Source organism: Desulfobulbus propionicus DSM 2032 (assembly GCF_000186885.1).
Lineage (GTDB): Bacteria > Desulfobacterota > Desulfobulbia > Desulfobulbales > Desulfobulbaceae > Desulfobulbus > Desulfobulbus propionicus.
This window is the reverse complement of the sequence record NC_014972.1, coordinates 508,774-526,065: the sequence shown is the minus strand read 5'-3', so window position 1 is coordinate 526,065 and position 17,292 is coordinate 508,774. Positions and strand designations below refer to the sequence as shown.

Sequence of the window (17,292 nt, the reverse complement as noted above, 5' to 3'; positions counted from 1 at the left end):
TACCGCAGCTCTGGGGTAAATCTGGTCAGGTACCGCAGATTGCCCGGCGTTCGGGAACGCTTCACCCCCTCCCTGGAGGTTTGTCATGTGGACACTGTTTGATGGCTGGAAATTCCTTGCCGGACTGGGAATTTTTCTGTTCGGCATGTTCATGATGGAGGAATCGGTCAAACTGCTCGCCGGCCGCTCGTTCAAGACCCTGATCCGCCGCTTCACCGACAGCCGCCTCAAAGGCCTCCTGACCGGTTTCGTCACCACCTCCATCCTTCAGTCCAGCTCCGCCGTGTCCCTGATGGTGCTCGCCTTTGTCGGCGCCGGCCTGATGACGCTGGCCAACGCGATCGCGGTGCTCATGGGCGCCATGGTGGGCACGACCTGCACCGCCTGGATCGTCGCCCTGGTAGGCTTTCAGTTCAAAATCGACGTCTTTGCCCTGCCGTTGATCGGCATCGGCGGCCTGGGGCTGATCTTTTTTTCCGGCTCCAGCCGGTATGTCAACGTCAGCAAGCTGTTGGCCGCCTTTGGTTTTCTCTTCCATGGCCTGGACTTCATGAAAACCAGCGTCGAAGCCTTTGCCGCCGCGGTCGACCTGTCCTTTCTGCCAGACGTGGGCCTGTGGGTCTATGTCCTGGCCGGCGTCGTGCTGACTGCGGCCATGCAGTCCAGTTCCGCCACCATCGCCATCATCCTCACCGCCCTTTTCTCCAACATCATTGATTTTCGCGAGGGGTCGGCCCTGGTGATCGGGGCCAACGTCGGCACCACGATCACGGTGCTCCTGGGCGCCATCGGCGGTATTCCGGCGAAAAAACAGACCGCTGCCAGCTCACTCATTTTCAATGCGGTTACCGCCGTGGTGGTCGTGCCCCTGCTGTCGCCGATGTCCTGGATCATCCATGACCTGTTCGCTCTCGGCGACAACCCCGTCCTGGCCATCGCCCTGTTCCACACCCTGTTCAATGTCCTGGGCGTGCTGCTTTTCTTTCCCTGGATTTCGGTGTTGGTTCACTTGCTGCATCGTTTCTTTCCCGAACAACAGACCGTGCTCACCCGCTACATCCACAACACCCCACCCCAGGTTCCCGAAGCTGCTCTAGCCGCCCTGCGCAACGAGGTGCTCCATCAACTGCTGCTGTCCATCCGCTATCTCGGTATCCGCTACGGTCTGCGCGCGGCGGGCAGCGGATTGGCGGCCTTACCCCCGCCATCCAGCGGCGTTGCCGACACCCCGCTCACCTACGGGGATCTGGAACGCCTGCATGCTGAAATTTTCACCTTTTATGCCCGGATACAAGCCGAGGCCATCGATCCCCAGGAAGCGGCACAGCTGGAGCCGATTATCCGGTCCAGCCGCAGTACCATGAACGTGGTGCGAAATCTGTATGAGCTGCGATCGGAAATCGAGGATATTGGCCAGGAAGACAACCCGTTTCTACTCAAGGCCCATGGCGAATTCCGTGACCGGCTGGCCCACCTGTGGCGGACCATTGAAGGGATAGCGGCCGAATCCCGGGCAGAGGTGCAGGAGGAAGAACTGCGGCTTCTATTCCAGGGCGTCGAGGAGGCCGACAAACAGTTTCTCCGCTCCTGCGCCGGGGCGGTGGCCCAGCGGGCGATCCGGGAACAGGATGTTACCAGACTGCTGATGGTCAACCGTTTCCTGACCCAATCCAGCCGGATGGTGGTCCTGAGCATGCAAAACCTGATCATGCGCCCCCTACCCGCCCCGCAGCCGGCCGCAAGTTAACGGTTGGTCCATGAGCAACGGGTCCAGAATCCCCGCGACAAAACACATTCTAGGTTGGACAAAGTTCGGCAAATCTATTATATAGATATGGTTTTTCCGTGATCGGGCCGGATTCCGGCCCTTTTTTTTTGCGCGCCGCCCATCGTGGCCGGCGCACCGAGCAATCCCTGATCAACAAGCCCAACGTGAGCAGTCAATACCACAAAGAGATTCAGAAACGACGAACCTTCGGCATCATCAGCCATCCCGACGCCGGCAAGACCACCCTCACCGAAAAGCTGTTGCTGTTCGGCGGCGCCATCCAGATGGCCGGCGCGGTCAAGTCGCGCAAGACTGCGGTTCACGCCACCAGCGACTGGATGGCCATCGAGCGCGAGCGCGGCATTTCGGTGACCACCTCGGTGATGAAATTCAACTACCGCGACTACGAAATCAACCTGCTCGATACCCCTGGTCACCAGGACTTCTCCGAGGACACCTATCGGGTGCTGACTGCGGTGGACTCGGCCCTGATGGTGATCGATAGCGCCAAGGGCGTCGAGGCCCAGACCACCAAGCTGATGGAGGTCTGTCGGATGCGCAACACCCCGATCATCACCTTTATCAACAAGCTCGACCGCGACGGCATGGAGCCGCTCGACATCCTGGCCGACATCGAGGAGAAGCTGCAGATCGAATGCGTGCCGCTCAGCTGGCCGATCGGCATGGGCAAGGGGTTCAAGGGCGTCTACGACCTGCACCGTCGGCAGATCACCCTGTTCACCCCCAGCCAGGACACCCGGCCCGAGGACTGCATCGTGGTGCAGGATCTGGCCGATCCCATGCTCGATGAACTGGTCGGTGTTTTTGCCGCCAACAAACTGCGCGAGGATATTGAACTGCTGCAGGGGGCGGCCAACCCCTTCGAGTACGAGCACTATCTCAAGGCCGGGCAAACGCCGGTGTTCTTCGGCAGCGCCATCAACAACTTCGGCGTGCGCGAGCTGCTCGACGCTTTTGTCGAACTCTCGCCCCCGCCGGGTCCGCGCGCCACCACCACCCGCATGGTCGATCCGAGCGAGGAGAGTTTCAGCGGCTTCACCTTTAAAATCCAGGCCAACATGGACCCGGCCCACCGCGACCGCATCGCCTTCTTCCGCATCTGCTCGGGCAAGTTCACCCGGGGCATGAAGGTCATGCACCACCGTTTGGGCAAGGAGATCTCCTTAAGCAATGCCACCGTGTTCATGGCCCAGGAGCGCTCCCATGTCGACGAGGCCTATCCCGGCGACATCATCGGCATCCATAACCACGGCACCATCAAAATCGGCGACACCTTCACCGACAAGGAAGAGCTCAAGTTCACCGGCATCCCCAACTTCGCGCCCGAGCACTTCCGCCGGGTGGTGCTGAAAAATCCGCTCAAGATGAAGCAGCTGCAGAAAGGGCTGTTGCAGATGGCCGAGGAAGGAGCGGTGCAGGTATTCCGCCCGATTGTGGGCAATGACTACATCCTCGGTGCGGTGGGCGTGCTGCAGTTCGAGGTGACCATGACCCGGCTCAAGGACGAGTACGGGGTGGATGCCACCTATGAGCCGCTCAGCTACACCCTGGCCCGCTGGGTCTCCAGCGACAACAAGCAGCAGTTGCGCGAGTTCGAGAAGAAACACCAGTTCAATCTAGCCCTGGACGCCGAAGGCCACCTGTCCTACCTGGCCGAGGGCAGCTGGCGGCTGGCTCATACCCAGGAACTCTTTCCTGACATCGTCTTTCACAAGACGCGGGAATCGGTGTGAGCGGTTCCGCCCCATTGCACGTTAGCTTCTGTTCGCGGGCATGGCCCGCTCCTTCTATAGGCGACATGAGGGGAGCGGGCCATGCCCGCGATGTGTCTCCTGCGCCATGACCTCCATCCTGCTGATCCATCCGCCCCTGGCCAAGGCGGGCGAGCCGCCGGCGGGCATCGCCGCCCTGGCCGGCTGCCTGCGGGCGCACGGGGTCGATTGCACCCTGGTGGATGCCAACCTGGAAGGCCTGTTGTGGCTGATGGGCTCAGCCACGAATCCGGTCGATACCTGGTCGACCCGCGCCCTCAAGCACCGCGAGGCCAACCTCGCTGCTCTGCGCAGCCCCGCCACCTACGCCAATATCGACCGCTATCAACGGGCAGTGCGCGACATCAACCGGGTGCTGGAACTGGCGGTCGCCTCCCGGCCGGAACTCTCGATTAGCCTGGCCAACTACGAGGACAACAGCCTCGATCCCCTGGCCAGCAGCGATCTGCTCAGGGCCGCAGAAGAGTATCGCGCCAACCTCTTCTTTCCCTGGTTTGAGCAGCACCTGGCGCCAAAGATCGCGGCCAAGGCGCCGCGATTTATCGGCATTTCGCTCTGCTACCTCAGCCAGACCCTGTGCAGCTTCAGCCTGATCGGCTTTCTCCGCGCCACCTTTCTGCACATTCCCCTGCTGCTCGGCGGCGGCCTGCTCACCTCCTGGATGCGTCATCCCGGCTGGACCAATCCCTTTGCCGGCCTGGTGGCGCAGTGCATCGCCGGGCCGGGCGAAGGCCCGCTGCTCGACCTGCTGGGGCTTGCGCACCAACACCATGATGTCGCGCCCGACTATGACGGCCTATCGCTCGCCGACTACCTATCCCCCGGCCTGATTCTCCCCTACGCAGCCTCGCGCGGCTGCTATTGGAACAAGTGTACCTTTTGCCCGGAGACCGCCGAACAGAGCCGCTATCAGCCTGTTGACCCGCAGACAGTGGTGGCCCATTTGCACCAATTGTGCCGCCACACTCAACCCAGCCTCATCCACCTGCTCGACAATGCCGTCAGTCCGGCTGTGATGTCGGCGCTAATCGACAATCCGCCTGGAGCACCCTGGTACGGTTTTGTCCGCTTTCACGAGCAACTGGCTGATGTCGACTTTTGCCACCGGTTGCATGCCTCCGGCTGCATGCTACTCAAGCTCGGCCTGGAATCCGGTTCGCAGCAGGTGTTGGATGGGCTGCACAAGGGCATCGACCTGGCCCTGGTGGAACAGGTCCTCGCGGCCCTGTATCAGGCCGGTATCGCCACCTATGTCTATCTGTTGTTCGGCACGCCGGCGGAATCCGCCGTTGAAGCCCGCCAAACCCTGGCCTTTGTTCAACGCCACCACCAGGAGATCAGCTTCCTCAACCTGGCCATCTTCAACATGCCTATCGCAGGCGCCGAGGCAACGGCCCTGGCAGGCACGACCTTTTCCCAGGGTGATCTCTCACTCTACTGCGATTTCCCCCACCCCCAGGGCTGGGATCGGCGCGCCATCCGCACCTTTCTTGATAAAGAATTCAAGCGCCAACCGGAGTTAGCGGCCATCTTCCGCCGTGATCCGCCTTATTTTACTTCAAATCATGCAGCCTTTTTTAATGACCACTCTCCCTGGCCAAGTCGATGCAAGCATGAGAAACGGGCATGATCATCCCACTTTGGAGCGGAAAAATGCAACCGCGCATGCTAAAGTTACGTGCATGGATGGCGTCAGTGTGACATGTTCCTATCCATTTCATTCTTCTCAGGGAGATGTACATGAAACTTCAGGTCATTCTTGAACCAAGCGAGGAAGGTGGCTTCACCGTCTACGTCCCCAGTCTCCCCGGGTGCATCAGTGAAGGCGACAGCAGAGAGGAGGCACTGGCCAACATCAAGGAAGCTATAGCCTTGTATCTCGAACCCATCGAAGACGATGCTCTCGTTGCTCCGAACGCCCAACTCCTCGAGATTGCGATATGAACCTCATTCCCAGTCTTTCTTATTTCAAGATCATCTCGGCCTTGAAGCGGGACGGCTGGGTTGTGGTGAGGCAGAGAGGGAGCCATATCCGGTTGCAAAAACACACCCGCACCGAAGTGCTCAAGTTGACGATCCCGGCGCATACGCCCCTCAAGCGATCCACCTTGGCACATATCCTCAAACAAGCGGGGCTTTCGGTTGAAGATTTCCGCGCGTTGTTATAAGCAGAACAATTTTCAGCTGCATACTCGTCGTTCTTTCACGGTGGGCAGCACATTTTTACCCTTCTCCGATTTCAACATCTAAGGACATTGCCATTCATGCCTTCCCACGTCATCCAACTCCATCGTCAGGTCAAACCCGACTTCGCCTACTGCTTTAACATCGAATCCAGCCGTGCGCTGACGCCTGCGGAGGTCGAGCGGCTGCGCCTGATCCTGGCCGACGGCTTCCTCCTCGACACCGTTACCTTTGAGCCGCAGCTTGTCGGTGAGCGGGTGGTCGAAATCGGCCCCCGGCTCAACTTCGCCACCGCCTGGTCCTCGAACATGGTGTCCATCTGTCGGGCCGTGGGCCTGGACGTGGTCACCCGGGTAGAGCGCTCCCGCCGCTCTCTGGTGCCCGAGGACGTGGCCATCGACACCTTCATCGCTCAAAATCACGACCGGATGACCGAGTGCGTCTATGCCCAGCCGCTGACCACCTTCGAGACCGGCATCGTGCCGGAGCCGGTCTACGAGGTCGATCTGCAGTCCAAGGGGCCGGACGGCCTGCTCGACATTCCCGGCATCTCCATGGACCAATGGGACCGGGAGCTGTATTACGACTATTTCGTCAAGCGTTGCGACCGCAACCCGACCATTGTCGAGATCATGGATCTCAACAACGCCAACTCCGAGCACTCGCGGCACGGCTTTTTCCGCGGCAAGCAGGTGATCGACGGCCAACACTACGACCGGACCCTGTTCCAGGTGGTCACCGACACCCTCAAAGCCCATCCCAAGGGCAGCAAGGTGGCCTTCAAGGACAACTCCAGCGTTATCGAGGGCTGCACCCTGACCACGCTCCTGCCTGCGCGACCGGGCGAACCGTCGCCGCTGAGTGAAGCCACGGTCTGCTATCACCCACTGCTCACCGCCGAGACCCATAACTTCCCCACCGGCGTCGCCCCCTTCCCCGGCGCTGAAACCGGCACCGGCGGCCGCATCCGCGACGTCCAGGGCACCGGCCGCGGTGGTCTGGTCATGGCCGGCACCGCCGGCTACTGCGTGGCCAACCTGCATATCCCCGACTATGAGCTGGAATGGGAGAACGCCTACGCCTGTCCGGACACCCTGGCGTCCGCCCTGGAGATCGAGATCGAGGCCAGCAACGGCGCCTCGGACTACGGCAACAAGTTCGGCGAGCCGCTGATTCAGGGCTTCACCCGCAGCTTCGACCTGCGGCTTTCGACCGGCGAGCGTTGGGGCTTTCTCAAGCCGATCATGTTCACCGGCGGCATCGGCCAGATCGACGACCGCCATACCGAGAAGAAGCAGCCGCTCAAGGGCATGCTCATCGTCCAGGTGGGCGGCCCGGCTTACCGGGTCGGCTTCGGCGGCGGCGCGGCCTCGTCGATGATGCAGGGCGAGAACGAAGCCAAACTCGATTTCAATGCGGTGCAGCGCGGCGACGCCGAGATGGAGCAAAAGATGAACCGGGTGATCCGCGCCTGCAACGAGATGGGCGACCTGAGCCTGATCGACGTCATCCACGACCAGGGCGCCGGCGGCCCGGCCAATGTGCTCAAGGAACTGGTCGAGCACGCCGGCGGCCGAGTGGAGATCCGCAACATCCGCGTCGGCGACCCGACCATGTCGGTGCTGGAGATCTATGTGGCCGAATACCAGGAACGGGTCGGCCTCTTGATCAGCCCGGAGAACATCGAGCGATTCCAGGCGATCTGCGCGCGGGAAAAGGTGGCCTGCGAGGTGCTCGGCGAGGTTACCGGCGACCTGCGCTTCGTTGTCCATGACAATCAGGACAACACCACGCCGGTGAACATCGAGATCCCCGAGCTGCTTGGCAAGATTCCGCAGAAAACCTTCACCGACAACCGGACGGTTCCCGCCCTGTCCGCCTTTGTCCCGCCCAAGAAGCTGGACGTGCGCGAGGCGCTGAACCGAGTGCTGCGACTGGTGTCGGTCGGCTCCAAACGGTTCCTCACCAACAAGGTCGACCGGGCGGTCACCGGCCTGATCGCCCAGCAGCAGTGCTGCGGTCCGCTGCAGCTGACCGTGGCCGACGTGGCGGTGGTGGCCCAGAGTCATTTCGGGGTCAGCGGCATTGCCACGGCCATCGGCGAGCAGCCGATCAAGATGCTGGTCGACCCGGCCGCCGGTGCACGGATGGCAGTGGGCGAGGCCCTGACCAACCTGGTGTGGGCGCGGATCAGGGATCTGGAACAAGTCAAATGCTCGGCCAACTGGATGTGGGCACCGAAACTGGCCGGCGAAGGCGCGGCCCTGCGCGACGCGGCCGAGGCCATGGCAGCGGCGATGATCGCCGTGGGCATCGCGGTGGACGGCGGCAAGGACAGCCTGAGCATGGCCGCCAAGGTCGGCGAAGAAGTGGTTAAGTCGCCGCGCGAACTGGTTATTTCGCTCTACGCCGCCATGAACGACATCCGCAACAAGGTCACCCCGGACATCAAGGAACCGGGCTCGGTGCTCTTGTTCATCGATCTTTCGGGCGGCAAGAACCGGCTAGGCGGTAGCGGCCTGGCCCAGACCTGCGGCCAGATTGGCGACGAGGTTCCGGACATGGACGATCCGGCCTTGGTCAAGCGGGCCTTTGGCGCGGTCCAGTACCTGCTCGACCACGGGTTGATCCTCGCCGGCCATGACCGCAGCGACGGCGGCCTGATCACCACTGTGCTTGAAATGGCCTTTAGCGGCAACTGCGGCCTCAACCTGGCGCTCAATGGCTCGGCGACCGTGCTCGAAACCCTGTTTGCCGAGGAACTGGGGTTGGTGATCGAATGCCACTGGCACCATCTGGCCCAAGTCAAGGAGCGGTTCGAGCAGGCCAAGGTCCCGTGCACCGTTCTGGGTTCCACCACCGTCAAGCAGGCAATCACCGTTCAATACAATGGTCATCTGGTGCTCGACGATTCCATGGCCGTGCTGCGCCAGTGGTGGGAGGAAACCAGCTACCAACTGGAGCGGCTGCAGATGAACCCGGATTGCGCCGAGGAGGAACGCTACGCCATCTTTGACCGTCAGGGGCCGGAATACCGGCTCGGCTTCACGCCCGAGGCCACGGCTCCGGCCATTCTCCAGCAGAAGGACAAGCCCAAGGTGATCATCCTCCGCGATGAAGGCTCCAACTCGGATCGGGAAATGAGTTCCGCTTTCTACAGCGCCGGTTTCGAGCCCTGGGATGTGACCATGACCGACCTGTTGGCCGGGCGGATCGATCTGGCCGATTTCCGCGGCATCGCGGCGGTGGGCGGCTTTTCCTACGCCGACGTGCCGGAGAGCGCCAAGGGCTGGGCCGCGACCATCCGCTTCAACGAGCGGCTCCAGGCCCAGTTCCACCAGTTCTACAACCGGCCCGACACCTTCACCCTCGGCATCTGCAACGGTTGCCAGTTGTTCGGGCTGCTGGGCTGGGTGCCGTGGGAGGGCATCGAGGCGGAAAAACAACCCCGCTTCATCCATAACCAGAGCGGTCGCTTTGAATCGCGCTGGACCACGGTCAAAGTGCTGCCGAGCAAGGCCATCATGCTCCAAGGCATGGAGGAGCTGGTCTTCGGTATCCATGTGGATCATGGCGAGGGCTACCTGCACTTCCCGGACGAGGCCATCCGCCAGCAGGTGTGGAACGAGGGCATGGCCGCCGTGGTCTTTGTCGACGATCAGGGCCAGGCCACCGAAACCTACCCCTTCAACCCCAACGGCTCGCCCGGCGGCCTCACTGGCATCTGTTCGCCCGATGGCCGCCATCTGGCGATGATGCCCCATCCGGAGCGGGCCTTCCTCCCCTGGCAGTGCCACTGGCTGCCCGAGGAAATGAAGAACCTGCCGGTCAGTCCCTGGCTGCGGATGTTCCAGAACGCCTATGCCTGGTGCAAGCAGTAAAAAGACAAAAAAACCGCCCTGCGGTGTACTTCCGCGGGGCGGGTTGAGAGTTACGCGTTCCCACCTAGAGCATGGGAACGCTCAATACCTGTTCATTGCCCACGATTTATGACTGCGAACGCTGCCAACGTTTTTTTCCTCCACGGCCTCGACTCGTCCATCCAAGGAACCAAGGCGCGGTGGTTCCGCGACCATTTTCCCCAAGTGGGCATGCAGGACTACCAAGGCGATCTGGGCCAACGGCTGGCGCAACTGGAAACCCAGCTGGCCGGGCGTGATCGGCTCATTCTGGTGGGGTCGAGCTTTGGCGGCCTGATGGCCGCCTGTTTTGCCCAGCGCTATCCCGAGCGTTGCCGACGGCTGGTGCTGCTGGCCCCGGCCCTCAATTTCGGCGACTACCGGCCGCCTTCCACCCCGCTGACCGTGCCAGCCGTGCTGGTCATGGGCGACCAAGACAACGTCTGTCCACCCGCCCTGGTGCTGCCCCAGGCTCGGGCCACCTTCAGCGATCTGACCGTGTGGCTGGAACATGATGACCACATGCTCCACCGCACCTTCCCCGCCCTCGATTGGGCCGCCCTGCTTACCTGATTGTTGGCGGGGGCAGCGGTTTCTTGTTGTCGTCTAGCTCAGGTGCCTGCTGTTTGGCCAGCAACTCGCTGGCCTCCACCAAACGGAAAAATTCGGCCCGATAGCCCTCCTCGTCCGCACCTCGACCAGAACGGGCCAATTCCAGACACCGCTGCCAGGTGAACTCGCCCAGATGCTCGGAACGGGTCAGCAGCATGCCGTACCCGGCCACGGCCGAAGCGAAACGAAAGTCCGTTGACGGTTTTGTGGTCGTTTCCCCCACCGCCAGATGCATCTGGGTGGAATGGGGTTCGCCTTGGGGCTTGAAGCGCAGCTTGACGGTCATCCACTCGCCGGAATGGGCAGGAGCGGCGGCATTGCGCTGGTACTTGAGCGGGTCGAGCTGGGGAATCGATGCATGCCCGGCCGGGATCAGCTCGTAAAGGGCGGTCACCCGATGGCCGACGCCGACCTCGCCGGCATCCTTGGTATCGTCGCGAAAATCCTCGTCGGCCAAGGCCCGGTTCTCGTAGCCGATCAGCCGATAGGCCCCCACCCGCGCCGGGTTGAATTCCACTTGGATCTTGACATCGTTCGCCAGCGCGAACAACGTGCCGCTCATCTCCTTGACCAGCACCTTCTTGGCTTCCAGCAGGCTGTCGATGTAGGCGTAGTTGCCGTTACCCTTGTCGGCCAGCACCTCCATGGTGTCGTCGTGGTAATTGCCCATGCCCAGACCGAGCACGGTCAGATAGATGCCGTCCTTGCGCTCCTCTTCGATCAGCCGGGTGAGTTCGTCGCGGCTGGTGACGCCGACGTTGAAATCGCCGTCGGAAGCGAGAATCACCCGGTTGTTGCCGCCCTTGATGAACGACTTGCGTGCCAGTTCATAGGCGGTGCGGATGCCGCTGGAGGCGTGGGTCGAACCGCCGGCCTGGAGCTGGTCGAGCGCGGCGAGGATCTCCTGCTGACGGTCGCCAGGGGTGGGCGGCAGGACCACACTGTCGGCCCCGGCGTAGACCACCAGGGCCACCCGATCACGCGCCCCCAGCTGCCGGACCACCAGTGGCAGGGCCTGCTTCAACAGCGGCAGCTTGTTGCCATCCTGCATCGAACCGGAGACATCGATCAGGAACACCAGATTCGACGGTGGCAGGTGTTCCTTGGCCAGATCCTTGGCGGCGAGGCCGATGCGGGCCAGGAGATAGTCCCGGTGAAAGGGACTGGGGCCGACCTCGGCACCGAGGGCAAAAGGGGCCTTGCCGATTGGCCGGGGATACGCATAGGTGAAATAGTTGATCATCTCCTCGATGCGCACCGCGCCCACCGGTGGCAGATGCCCCCCTTGAATGAAGCGGCGGACATTGGTATAGCTGGCGGTATCGACATCGATGCTGAAGGTGGAGAGCGGGTCGCGGGCGGCATTGATGAAGCCGTTCTCCTGGATGGCATTGTAGGATTCGCGATTCCAGGCCGGCTTGCCGATGGGCATGGCTTCGGAAACGGCCGCGCGCTTGACCAGGCCGGTGGTCTTCATCGTGCCGCTGCCGCCCACGATCGGACCGGCCGGAGCCGGCGGCGGCTGAAGCTGACTGGCGGCCTCGCCGTCAACCAGGGGGTGCCGCTCGCCTTGCGCCAGGTCGCCGGTTGCACGCTGCTCTTTGTTCCTGCCGCTTTCCGACGACGGCGCGGAGCAACCGGCCAGCAGGGCCAGTACCAAAAGGACAATGACCGATGTGGTTTTCATGCAGGTCTCCTTGAACGGTTTGCAGGGCACGATGGGGGGAAGCGTTCGGCCCGATGAGCCGACCCTGTTTGTTCAGATCGGCGGGGCGATGGTCACCACGATACGCATGTCGGTGGTCGCCTTGACCCCATGCGGTTCGCGGATCTCGGCAATCAGCATGCCTCCGGTCTTGGCGGGCATGGTCACCTCGTTGTCGGCCAGGAACAGTCCCTCTCCCTCGATCACCAGAATGGACAGCTGGCCATCCAAATCGTGGGAATGAATAGGAAACAAGGCCCCGGCCTTGAGGTTGAAGTTGAGGATTTTGAAATATTCCGAATCGTGCAACACGATGGCCTTCATGCCCAGCGGATTGAATTCTCGTGTACCATCCAGGTCAATCTTTCTCATGGGTGCCCTCCTCTCCTGTTGTCTCCGGTTGTTTCTCTATCCCTGCATACCTCGATTCGGCGCTCGATTCAACCCCGATGGTTTTCCGGCGGATGGGCAGCCCTGACGCGCCGGAATGGTGTCAGGTGCTTTTTTTCGCCGAGGGCAGGATCTGGCCCGGCCGCAGACTGCCGACAAAGGCCATCTGCATCGCCTCGCCATGGGAACCGATGACGCCGTCGATCACGGTGATCTTTTTCCAGTTGAAGAAACGGTAAAAAGTCTCCTCGATACCGCCGCAGATCACGCACTGCACCCCCTCCTTGATGATCAGGTCGCTCAATTCATCGGCACTCTTGTGGGGCAGGATGATCGTTCGCGGCTCGGCCATCAGCTTCTGGCCGTCATGTTCGGCGATGATCACCTCGGTGGCCTGGTCGAACCGGGGGGCGACGTTGTTGTCCTGCACGGTAATAAGAATCTTCATGCCCTGCTCCTGGTGACACCGGAGGACAAGGCGGTCATCGGCGCGCTGCTCTGGCGGGGAATCATGGGTTTGTTCTCGGGGGGCGTGCAAGAGGACAATTCGTCGGTCATCGGTGGCAAGAAAGTGGTGGTTGGGGGCAGCAAAACAATGGCCGGCCCCGCAAAGGGGTCGTGGACACGGAGTGGCGTGGCAGCACGCCGCCCGCGCACCGCATCTCCCCTCTTCCCGGCAGGCAACCGGGAAGAGGGGGTGGGGTATTTAGTGGAAAAGCTTGTACTGCGCAATATAAACAACAATGCCGGAGAAATAGCCAATCGCGGCCAGGAAGCCTATCTTGCGGGCATACCAGAAGAAATGGATCTTCTCCAAGCCCATGGCGGCCACGCCGGCGGCGGAACCGATAATCAGGATGGAGCCGCCGGTCCCGGCGCAGTAGGCCATGAACTCCCACAGGAAACTGTCGGTCGGATAAGTGGCCATGTCGTACATGCCCATGGAGGCGGCCACCAGCGGCACGTTGTCGACCACAGCGGAGGCCAGGCCGATCAGGGTGACGATGATTGCCTCGTTGCCCACGGTCTGGGTCAGCCAGGCGGCCAGATTGCCCAGGATGTGGGTATGCTCCAGGGTGGCCACCGCCAGGAGAATGCCGATGAAAAAGACGATGCAGCTCATGTCGATGCGCTTGAGCGCGGCCACCAGGCTGAGGTGTTCCTTGAACTCATCGTCCTCCTTGCCGCGGTGGAGGAGCTCGCCGACCAGCCAGAGGATGCCCAGGCCAAAAAGGATGCCCATGAACGGCGGCAGATGGGTGATGCTCTTGAAGATCGGCACCGCGATCAAGGTCCCCATGCCCATGCAGAACATGAAATTCTGCTCAAAGGGGGTGGTCTCGTAGCCGGCCCGCCGCTCGATGGCGCAGGCGGCCACCACCTCGCGGCCGCGCAGGACCCAACTGGTGATCAACAGCGGGATGACCAGACAAGACAAGGAGGGCAGGAGCACGCCCTTCATGATCTCCAAGGTGGTGATCTGGCCGCCGATCCACAGCATGGTGGTGGTCACGTCGCCAATCGGGCTCCAGGCGCCGCCGGCGTTGGCGGCGATGACAATGATGCCGGCAAAGAACAGCCGGTCCTCGTGACGGTCGAGCAGTTTCTTCATCAGCGAGATCATGACGATGGTGGTGGTCAGATTGTCGAGAATCGAGCTGAGGAAGAAAGTGACAAAACCGACCAGCCACAAGAGGGCGCTGAGACTGTTGGTTTTGATCCGGCTGGTGATGACGTAAAAACCATTGTGGGCGTCGACCACCTCGACGATGGTCATGGCGCCCATGAGAAAGAAGACGATCTGGGCGGTGGAGGCGACCGATTCATGCAGATTGTGCACGGCCGCATGGAAGTCGCCGCCGGCCAGGGCGTAGATGGTCCAGAGCAGGCCGGCGGCCAGCAGGGCCGAGGCCGACTTGTTGACCTTGAGCGGGTGCTCCAGGGCTATGGCCGCGTAGGCCATGACAAAGATGGAAACCAGGGCGGTTGACATAATGGATGTGCGAGCCTCCTTTCCGTTCGGGAAAAAAGAAATGACAAAGGGTGTACGCCCGCTGTTCCCTTCCCCGGACGATCATCCGGGCAAGGGAACGGGGCGCGGGTCTGTATGCGGAATGCTATTGCACCTTGGGAACAAAGACTTCCATGCCCATCATCGGCCAGACAAAGGCGACGAAGACCCACAGCACCACCATCAGCAGAACGCTGGCGAGTATACCGAACTTAAGGAACTCGCCGGTGGTGAATTGCTTGGAGTTGTAGGCGATGGCGTTGGGCGCCGCGCCGATCAGCAGCAGGAAAGGCATACCGGCGGTGGCCAGGGCCGAGAACAGGATGACCTCGCCGGCCACGCCCAGATAAGGGGCGATGACCAAGGCCACCGGCAGGCTGATGGCAATCGCCGCCACGTTCATGATGAAGTTGGTCATGATGAGGACAAAGAAGGCCATGCCCATGATGAAGACCACGGCCGGAGCCTGCTGGAACAGGACCAGCCAGTTGACCGCCAGCCATTTGGCCGCGCCGGTTTCCCACAAGCAGAAGCCGATCGACATGGCGCCGGCGAACAGGAGGATGATGTTCCAGGGGATGTCTTCCAGGTCGTCGATCTTGAGGATATTGAAGACAAAGAAGGCGATGGTCGAGCAGAGCAGGATGCCGGTCTTGTCCAATTTGTCGAGCGCAGGGACAAAGCTCTTCAGGGCGATGATCAGCACGGCCAGCAGAATGATGGTCGCGGCCAGGATCTCGTTGCGGGTGATCGAGCCCAGTTCCCGGTACATGCGGCTGGCCTTTTCCTTGAGACCGACAATGCGCTCCTTCTCCGGCTTGCAGAAAATCATGAAGAATCCCCACAGGAGGAAGACCATCAGCCAGCCCAGGGGAAACATGTAGTAGCTCAAGGTGCCGAAACTGATGTCCACATGCATCATGTCCTTGTAAAAGGCCAGGGCCACGGCGCCGCGGGCCGCGCCCAAGAGGGTGATGATCGAACCGGCGCCGGCCACGTAGGCCATGCCGATGAACATCGCCTTGCCGAAATTGGTCGGCTTGGTTTCGGTGGTGTAGAGGGAATAGATGGCCATCAGCAGCGGAAACATGGTCGCGGCCACCGCGGTATGGGCCATGACGTGGGTCAGCAGGGCGGTCATGAGGAAGCAGCCGAGCATGATCATCGAGGTTTTCTCGCCGATGATGGAGAGCATCTTGTAGGCGATTCGCCGGGTCAGCCCGGTCTTGGTGAACACCATGCCGATGACCACCGAGCCGAAGATAAAAAGCACCGACGGGTCCATGAAGTCCTTGAAGGCCACCACCGGTTTGCGGATGAGGAACAAGGCTTGGAGGGTTCCAATCAACAAACTGGTGACGCCGATCGGCACCACCTCGAAGATCCACCAGGTGGCGGCCACGGCAAACACCGCCAGCGCGCCCTTGGCCTCCTTGGACAGGGCAAAATGTTCGCCTTTGGGATCGACGGCGTCCGGCCAGGCCGGCGAATAATAGATCAGGGCAAAGAGGGCGAGGCCGCCAAGGATGAAGACCACGCGCTTCCAGTCAAAGGGCGTTTTGGTGTCAGGAAGTTCTTGTACGGTTGCAGACATGGGTGTGATTCCTTTGTTGTCGATAAGGGTGTCTCTGGAGCAGTCTTACAGCGAGCAGCTGGAGGCCAGGGTCCGGAACAGGTCGATCAGGCGGACAACACCGATCAGTTGGCCGCCGTCGACCACCGGCAGACAGTTCTGGTTTTCGGTCATCATGATCTCGGCGGCGTGCAGGGGATGCATGTCGGCCTTGATCGACTTGAGCGGCGGCACCATGTACTGGCTGACCGGCAACGCTCCCTGGCGCTTGCACTCGGTCTGGAAGCTGTCCTCGAGCAAGATGGCCAGGTCGGTGAACTTCTCCTGTTTGCCGGCGAAGATCGGCTTCTGGCCGCCGTCGAACAGGGTCGGGAAATAACAGGTGAGAATCCCCCGGATGGTCAGGCGGCCGACGTATTGGTTCTGGCTGTTGACCACCAGCAACTCGTCATACAGCAGCTTGCCGGAACCGTTGACAGTGTGGGAAAAGAGCTGGGCCACGGCTTCGTGCACCGAGGCCTCGCTGCTCAGATGAGGAAAAACATCCAGCGGAATGATCAGGTCTTTGACGACGGGCATTGGATTGCTCATGCCTTTCTCCTTTAGGTGGGGTCCTGGCTGTTACCAGCTCTTGGACTTGATGATCTTGCGCAGCTCTTCCTGCGACTGCTTCTGCAGCACCAGCATTTTCTTGCTCTTGGCCTCGCCGATCTTGTCCATCAGCTCGCTCAGCTCCACCGGTTTCTGGAGGAAATCGCCGGCTCCGAGCTTCATCGCCTCCACCCCGCTTTGCACCGAGGCCTGGCCGGTGAGCATGATGATCTCGGCGTTGGGATTGTCGGCCTTGATCCGCTTGAGGGTTTCCAGGCCGTCAATGCCGGGCATGGCCAGATCGACGATGATGGCGTCGTAGTCCTGCTGCTTGGCCTCGGTCACCGCCTGCTCGCCGCTGGTCACGGCGCTGACCTTGAGGCCCCGCATCTCCAGGCGGCTGGACAGCGTTTCAAGAAAATCCTGCTCGTCGTCCACCAGCAGAACCTTGGCCTCCATTTCCTTTTCCATAGCTTCTCCTTGTTTCTATCGTTATCGAATAGTTTCAAACTGATACGACCGGCGACGATACCGATCAGTGAATGGCAATTCATAACGCCGTCATGCTTAAAGCAAAAGAGATGCCACTTTTGGTTTTAATTTTAATTGAATAATATTAGCAAATTGGCTGAACATTATTTTTTTGTTTCTAATCCAGACCGCCACTAAACCATAATGAAACATATTGAACCATTGGTGGATTCAATATGTTTCATTATGGTTCGATTTGGGTCACGATCAATACATTCCGCTATGCAAAGTTTCT

The 17,292-nt window shown here is 60.9% G+C and carries 14 protein-coding genes; 7 read left to right on the top strand and 7 right to left on the bottom strand.

Annotated elements, in window-relative coordinates:
• Positions 1-85 precede the first annotated feature (85 nt).
• The 7 genes from DESPR_RS02455 to DESPR_RS02425 all read left to right on the top strand — a co-directional run bounded on the left by DESPR_RS02455 (position 86) and on the right by DESPR_RS02425 (position 10,217).
• Entirely contained in the window at positions 86-1,747 is a 1,662-nt protein-coding gene (locus tag DESPR_RS02455; protein ID WP_015723231.1) for a Na/Pi cotransporter family protein, read from the top strand.
• 185 nt (positions 1,748-1,932) lie between these two features.
• Complete coding sequence (locus DESPR_RS02450) at positions 1,933-3,522, top strand: peptide chain release factor 3 (RefSeq protein WP_043770464.1); 1,590 nt, start codon at positions 1,933-1,935, stop codon at positions 3,520-3,522.
• A gap of 106 nt (positions 3,523-3,628) precedes the next feature.
• The gene (locus tag DESPR_RS02445; RefSeq protein WP_015723229.1) at positions 3,629-5,191 is read left to right on the top strand and encodes a B12-binding domain-containing radical SAM protein; all 1,563 of its coding nucleotides are present in this window, start codon (positions 3,629-3,631) and stop codon (positions 5,189-5,191) included.
• A gap of 110 nt (positions 5,192-5,301) precedes the next feature.
• On the top strand, positions 5,302-5,505 hold the full coding sequence (locus DESPR_RS02440; protein ID WP_015723228.1) for a type II toxin-antitoxin system HicB family antitoxin: 204 nt from the start codon (positions 5,302-5,304) through the stop codon (positions 5,503-5,505).
• Positions 5,502-5,729, top strand: coding sequence for a type II toxin-antitoxin system HicA family toxin (locus tag DESPR_RS02435; RefSeq protein WP_015723227.1), 228 nt, complete (start codon positions 5,502-5,504; stop codon positions 5,727-5,729). The genes DESPR_RS02440 and DESPR_RS02435 overlap by 4 nt, the downstream gene beginning before the upstream one ends.
• Before the next feature lie 96 nt (positions 5,730-5,825).
• Positions 5,826-9,626, top strand: coding sequence for a phosphoribosylformylglycinamidine synthase (gene purL / locus DESPR_RS02430; protein WP_015723226.1), 3,801 nt, complete (start codon positions 5,826-5,828; stop codon positions 9,624-9,626).
• 108 nt (positions 9,627-9,734) lie between these two features.
• A complete protein-coding gene (locus DESPR_RS02425; protein ID WP_015723225.1) occupies positions 9,735-10,217 on the top strand; it encodes an alpha/beta fold hydrolase in 483 nt (160 codons plus the stop codon).
• Here the strand turns inward: DESPR_RS02425 and DESPR_RS02420 are convergent.
• The 7 genes from DESPR_RS02420 to DESPR_RS02390 all read right to left on the bottom strand — a co-directional run bounded on the left by DESPR_RS02420 (position 10,210) and on the right by DESPR_RS02390 (position 16,997).
• Positions 10,210-11,943 (bottom strand): vWA domain-containing protein, encoded by a 1,734-nt coding sequence (locus tag DESPR_RS02420; RefSeq protein WP_015723224.1) that lies wholly within the window; start codon positions 11,941-11,943, stop codon positions 10,210-10,212. The two genes, DESPR_RS02425 and DESPR_RS02420, sit on opposite strands and share 8 nt — an antisense overlap.
• A gap of 72 nt (positions 11,944-12,015) precedes the next feature.
• Complete coding sequence (locus DESPR_RS02415; protein WP_015723223.1) at positions 12,016-12,333, bottom strand: cupin domain-containing protein; 318 nt, start codon at positions 12,331-12,333, stop codon at positions 12,016-12,018.
• Between the two features lie 121 nt (positions 12,334-12,454).
• On the bottom strand, positions 12,455-12,799 hold the full coding sequence (locus DESPR_RS02410; RefSeq protein ID WP_015723222.1) for a NifB/NifX family molybdenum-iron cluster-binding protein: 345 nt from the start codon (positions 12,797-12,799) through the stop codon (positions 12,455-12,457).
• 258 nt (positions 12,800-13,057) lie between these two features.
• Entirely contained in the window at positions 13,058-14,344 is a 1,287-nt protein-coding gene (gene nhaD / locus DESPR_RS02405) for a sodium:proton antiporter NhaD (protein ID WP_015723221.1), read from the bottom strand.
• Between the two features lie 124 nt (positions 14,345-14,468).
• Entirely contained in the window at positions 14,469-15,956 is a 1,488-nt protein-coding gene (locus tag DESPR_RS02400) for an SLC13 family permease (RefSeq protein ID WP_015723220.1), read from the bottom strand.
• A gap of 45 nt (positions 15,957-16,001) precedes the next feature.
• Positions 16,002-16,526 carry a CBS domain-containing protein gene (locus DESPR_RS02395; RefSeq protein WP_015723219.1) on the bottom strand — a complete coding sequence of 175 codons (525 nt, stop codon included), beginning with the start codon at positions 16,524-16,526 and terminating at the stop codon, positions 16,002-16,004.
• A 30-nt stretch (positions 16,527-16,556) separates the two neighbouring features.
• Entirely contained in the window at positions 16,557-16,997 is a 441-nt protein-coding gene (locus tag DESPR_RS02390) for a response regulator (protein ID WP_015723218.1), read from the bottom strand.
• Positions 16,998-17,292: the final 295 nt, after the last annotated feature.

What these genes read in the sequence shown, in the direction of transcription:
- DESPR_RS02440 (WP_015723228.1), top strand. Translation starts at nt 5,302, where the DNA reads ATGAAACTTCAGGTCATTCTTGAACCAAGCGAGGAAGGTGGCTTCACC.
- purL (WP_015723226.1), top strand. Translation starts at nt 5,826, where the DNA reads ATGCCTTCCCACGTCATCCAACTCCATCGTCAGGTCAAACCCGACTTC.
- DESPR_RS02410 (WP_015723222.1), bottom strand. Translation starts at nt 12,799, where the DNA reads ATGAAGATTCTTATTACCGTGCAGGACAACAACGTCGCCCCCCGGTTC.
- nhaD (WP_015723221.1), bottom strand. Translation starts at nt 14,344, where the DNA reads ATGTCAACCGCCCTGGTTTCCATCTTTGTCATGGCCTACGCGGCCATA.
- DESPR_RS02390 (WP_015723218.1), bottom strand. Translation starts at nt 16,997, where the DNA reads ATGGAAAAGGAAATGGAGGCCAAGGTTCTGCTGGTGGACGACGAGCAG.
- DESPR_RS02420 (WP_015723224.1), bottom strand. Translation starts at nt 11,943, where the DNA reads ATGAAAACCACATCGGTCATTGTCCTTTTGGTACTGGCCCTGCTGGCC.
- DESPR_RS02425 (WP_015723225.1), top strand. Translation starts at nt 9,735, where the DNA reads ATGACTGCGAACGCTGCCAACGTTTTTTTCCTCCACGGCCTCGACTCG.
- DESPR_RS02395 (WP_015723219.1), bottom strand. Translation starts at nt 16,526, where the DNA reads ATGAGCAATCCAATGCCCGTCGTCAAAGACCTGATCATTCCGCTGGAT.
- DESPR_RS02400 (WP_015723220.1), bottom strand. Translation starts at nt 15,956, where the DNA reads ATGTCTGCAACCGTACAAGAACTTCCTGACACCAAAACGCCCTTTGAC.
- DESPR_RS02445 (WP_015723229.1), top strand. Translation starts at nt 3,629, where the DNA reads ATGACCTCCATCCTGCTGATCCATCCGCCCCTGGCCAAGGCGGGCGAG.
- DESPR_RS02435 (WP_015723227.1), top strand. Translation starts at nt 5,502, where the DNA reads ATGAACCTCATTCCCAGTCTTTCTTATTTCAAGATCATCTCGGCCTTG.
- DESPR_RS02455 (WP_015723231.1), top strand. Translation starts at nt 86, where the DNA reads ATGTGGACACTGTTTGATGGCTGGAAATTCCTTGCCGGACTGGGAATT.
- DESPR_RS02415 (WP_015723223.1), bottom strand. Translation starts at nt 12,333, where the DNA reads ATGAGAAAGATTGACCTGGATGGTACACGAGAATTCAATCCGCTGGGC.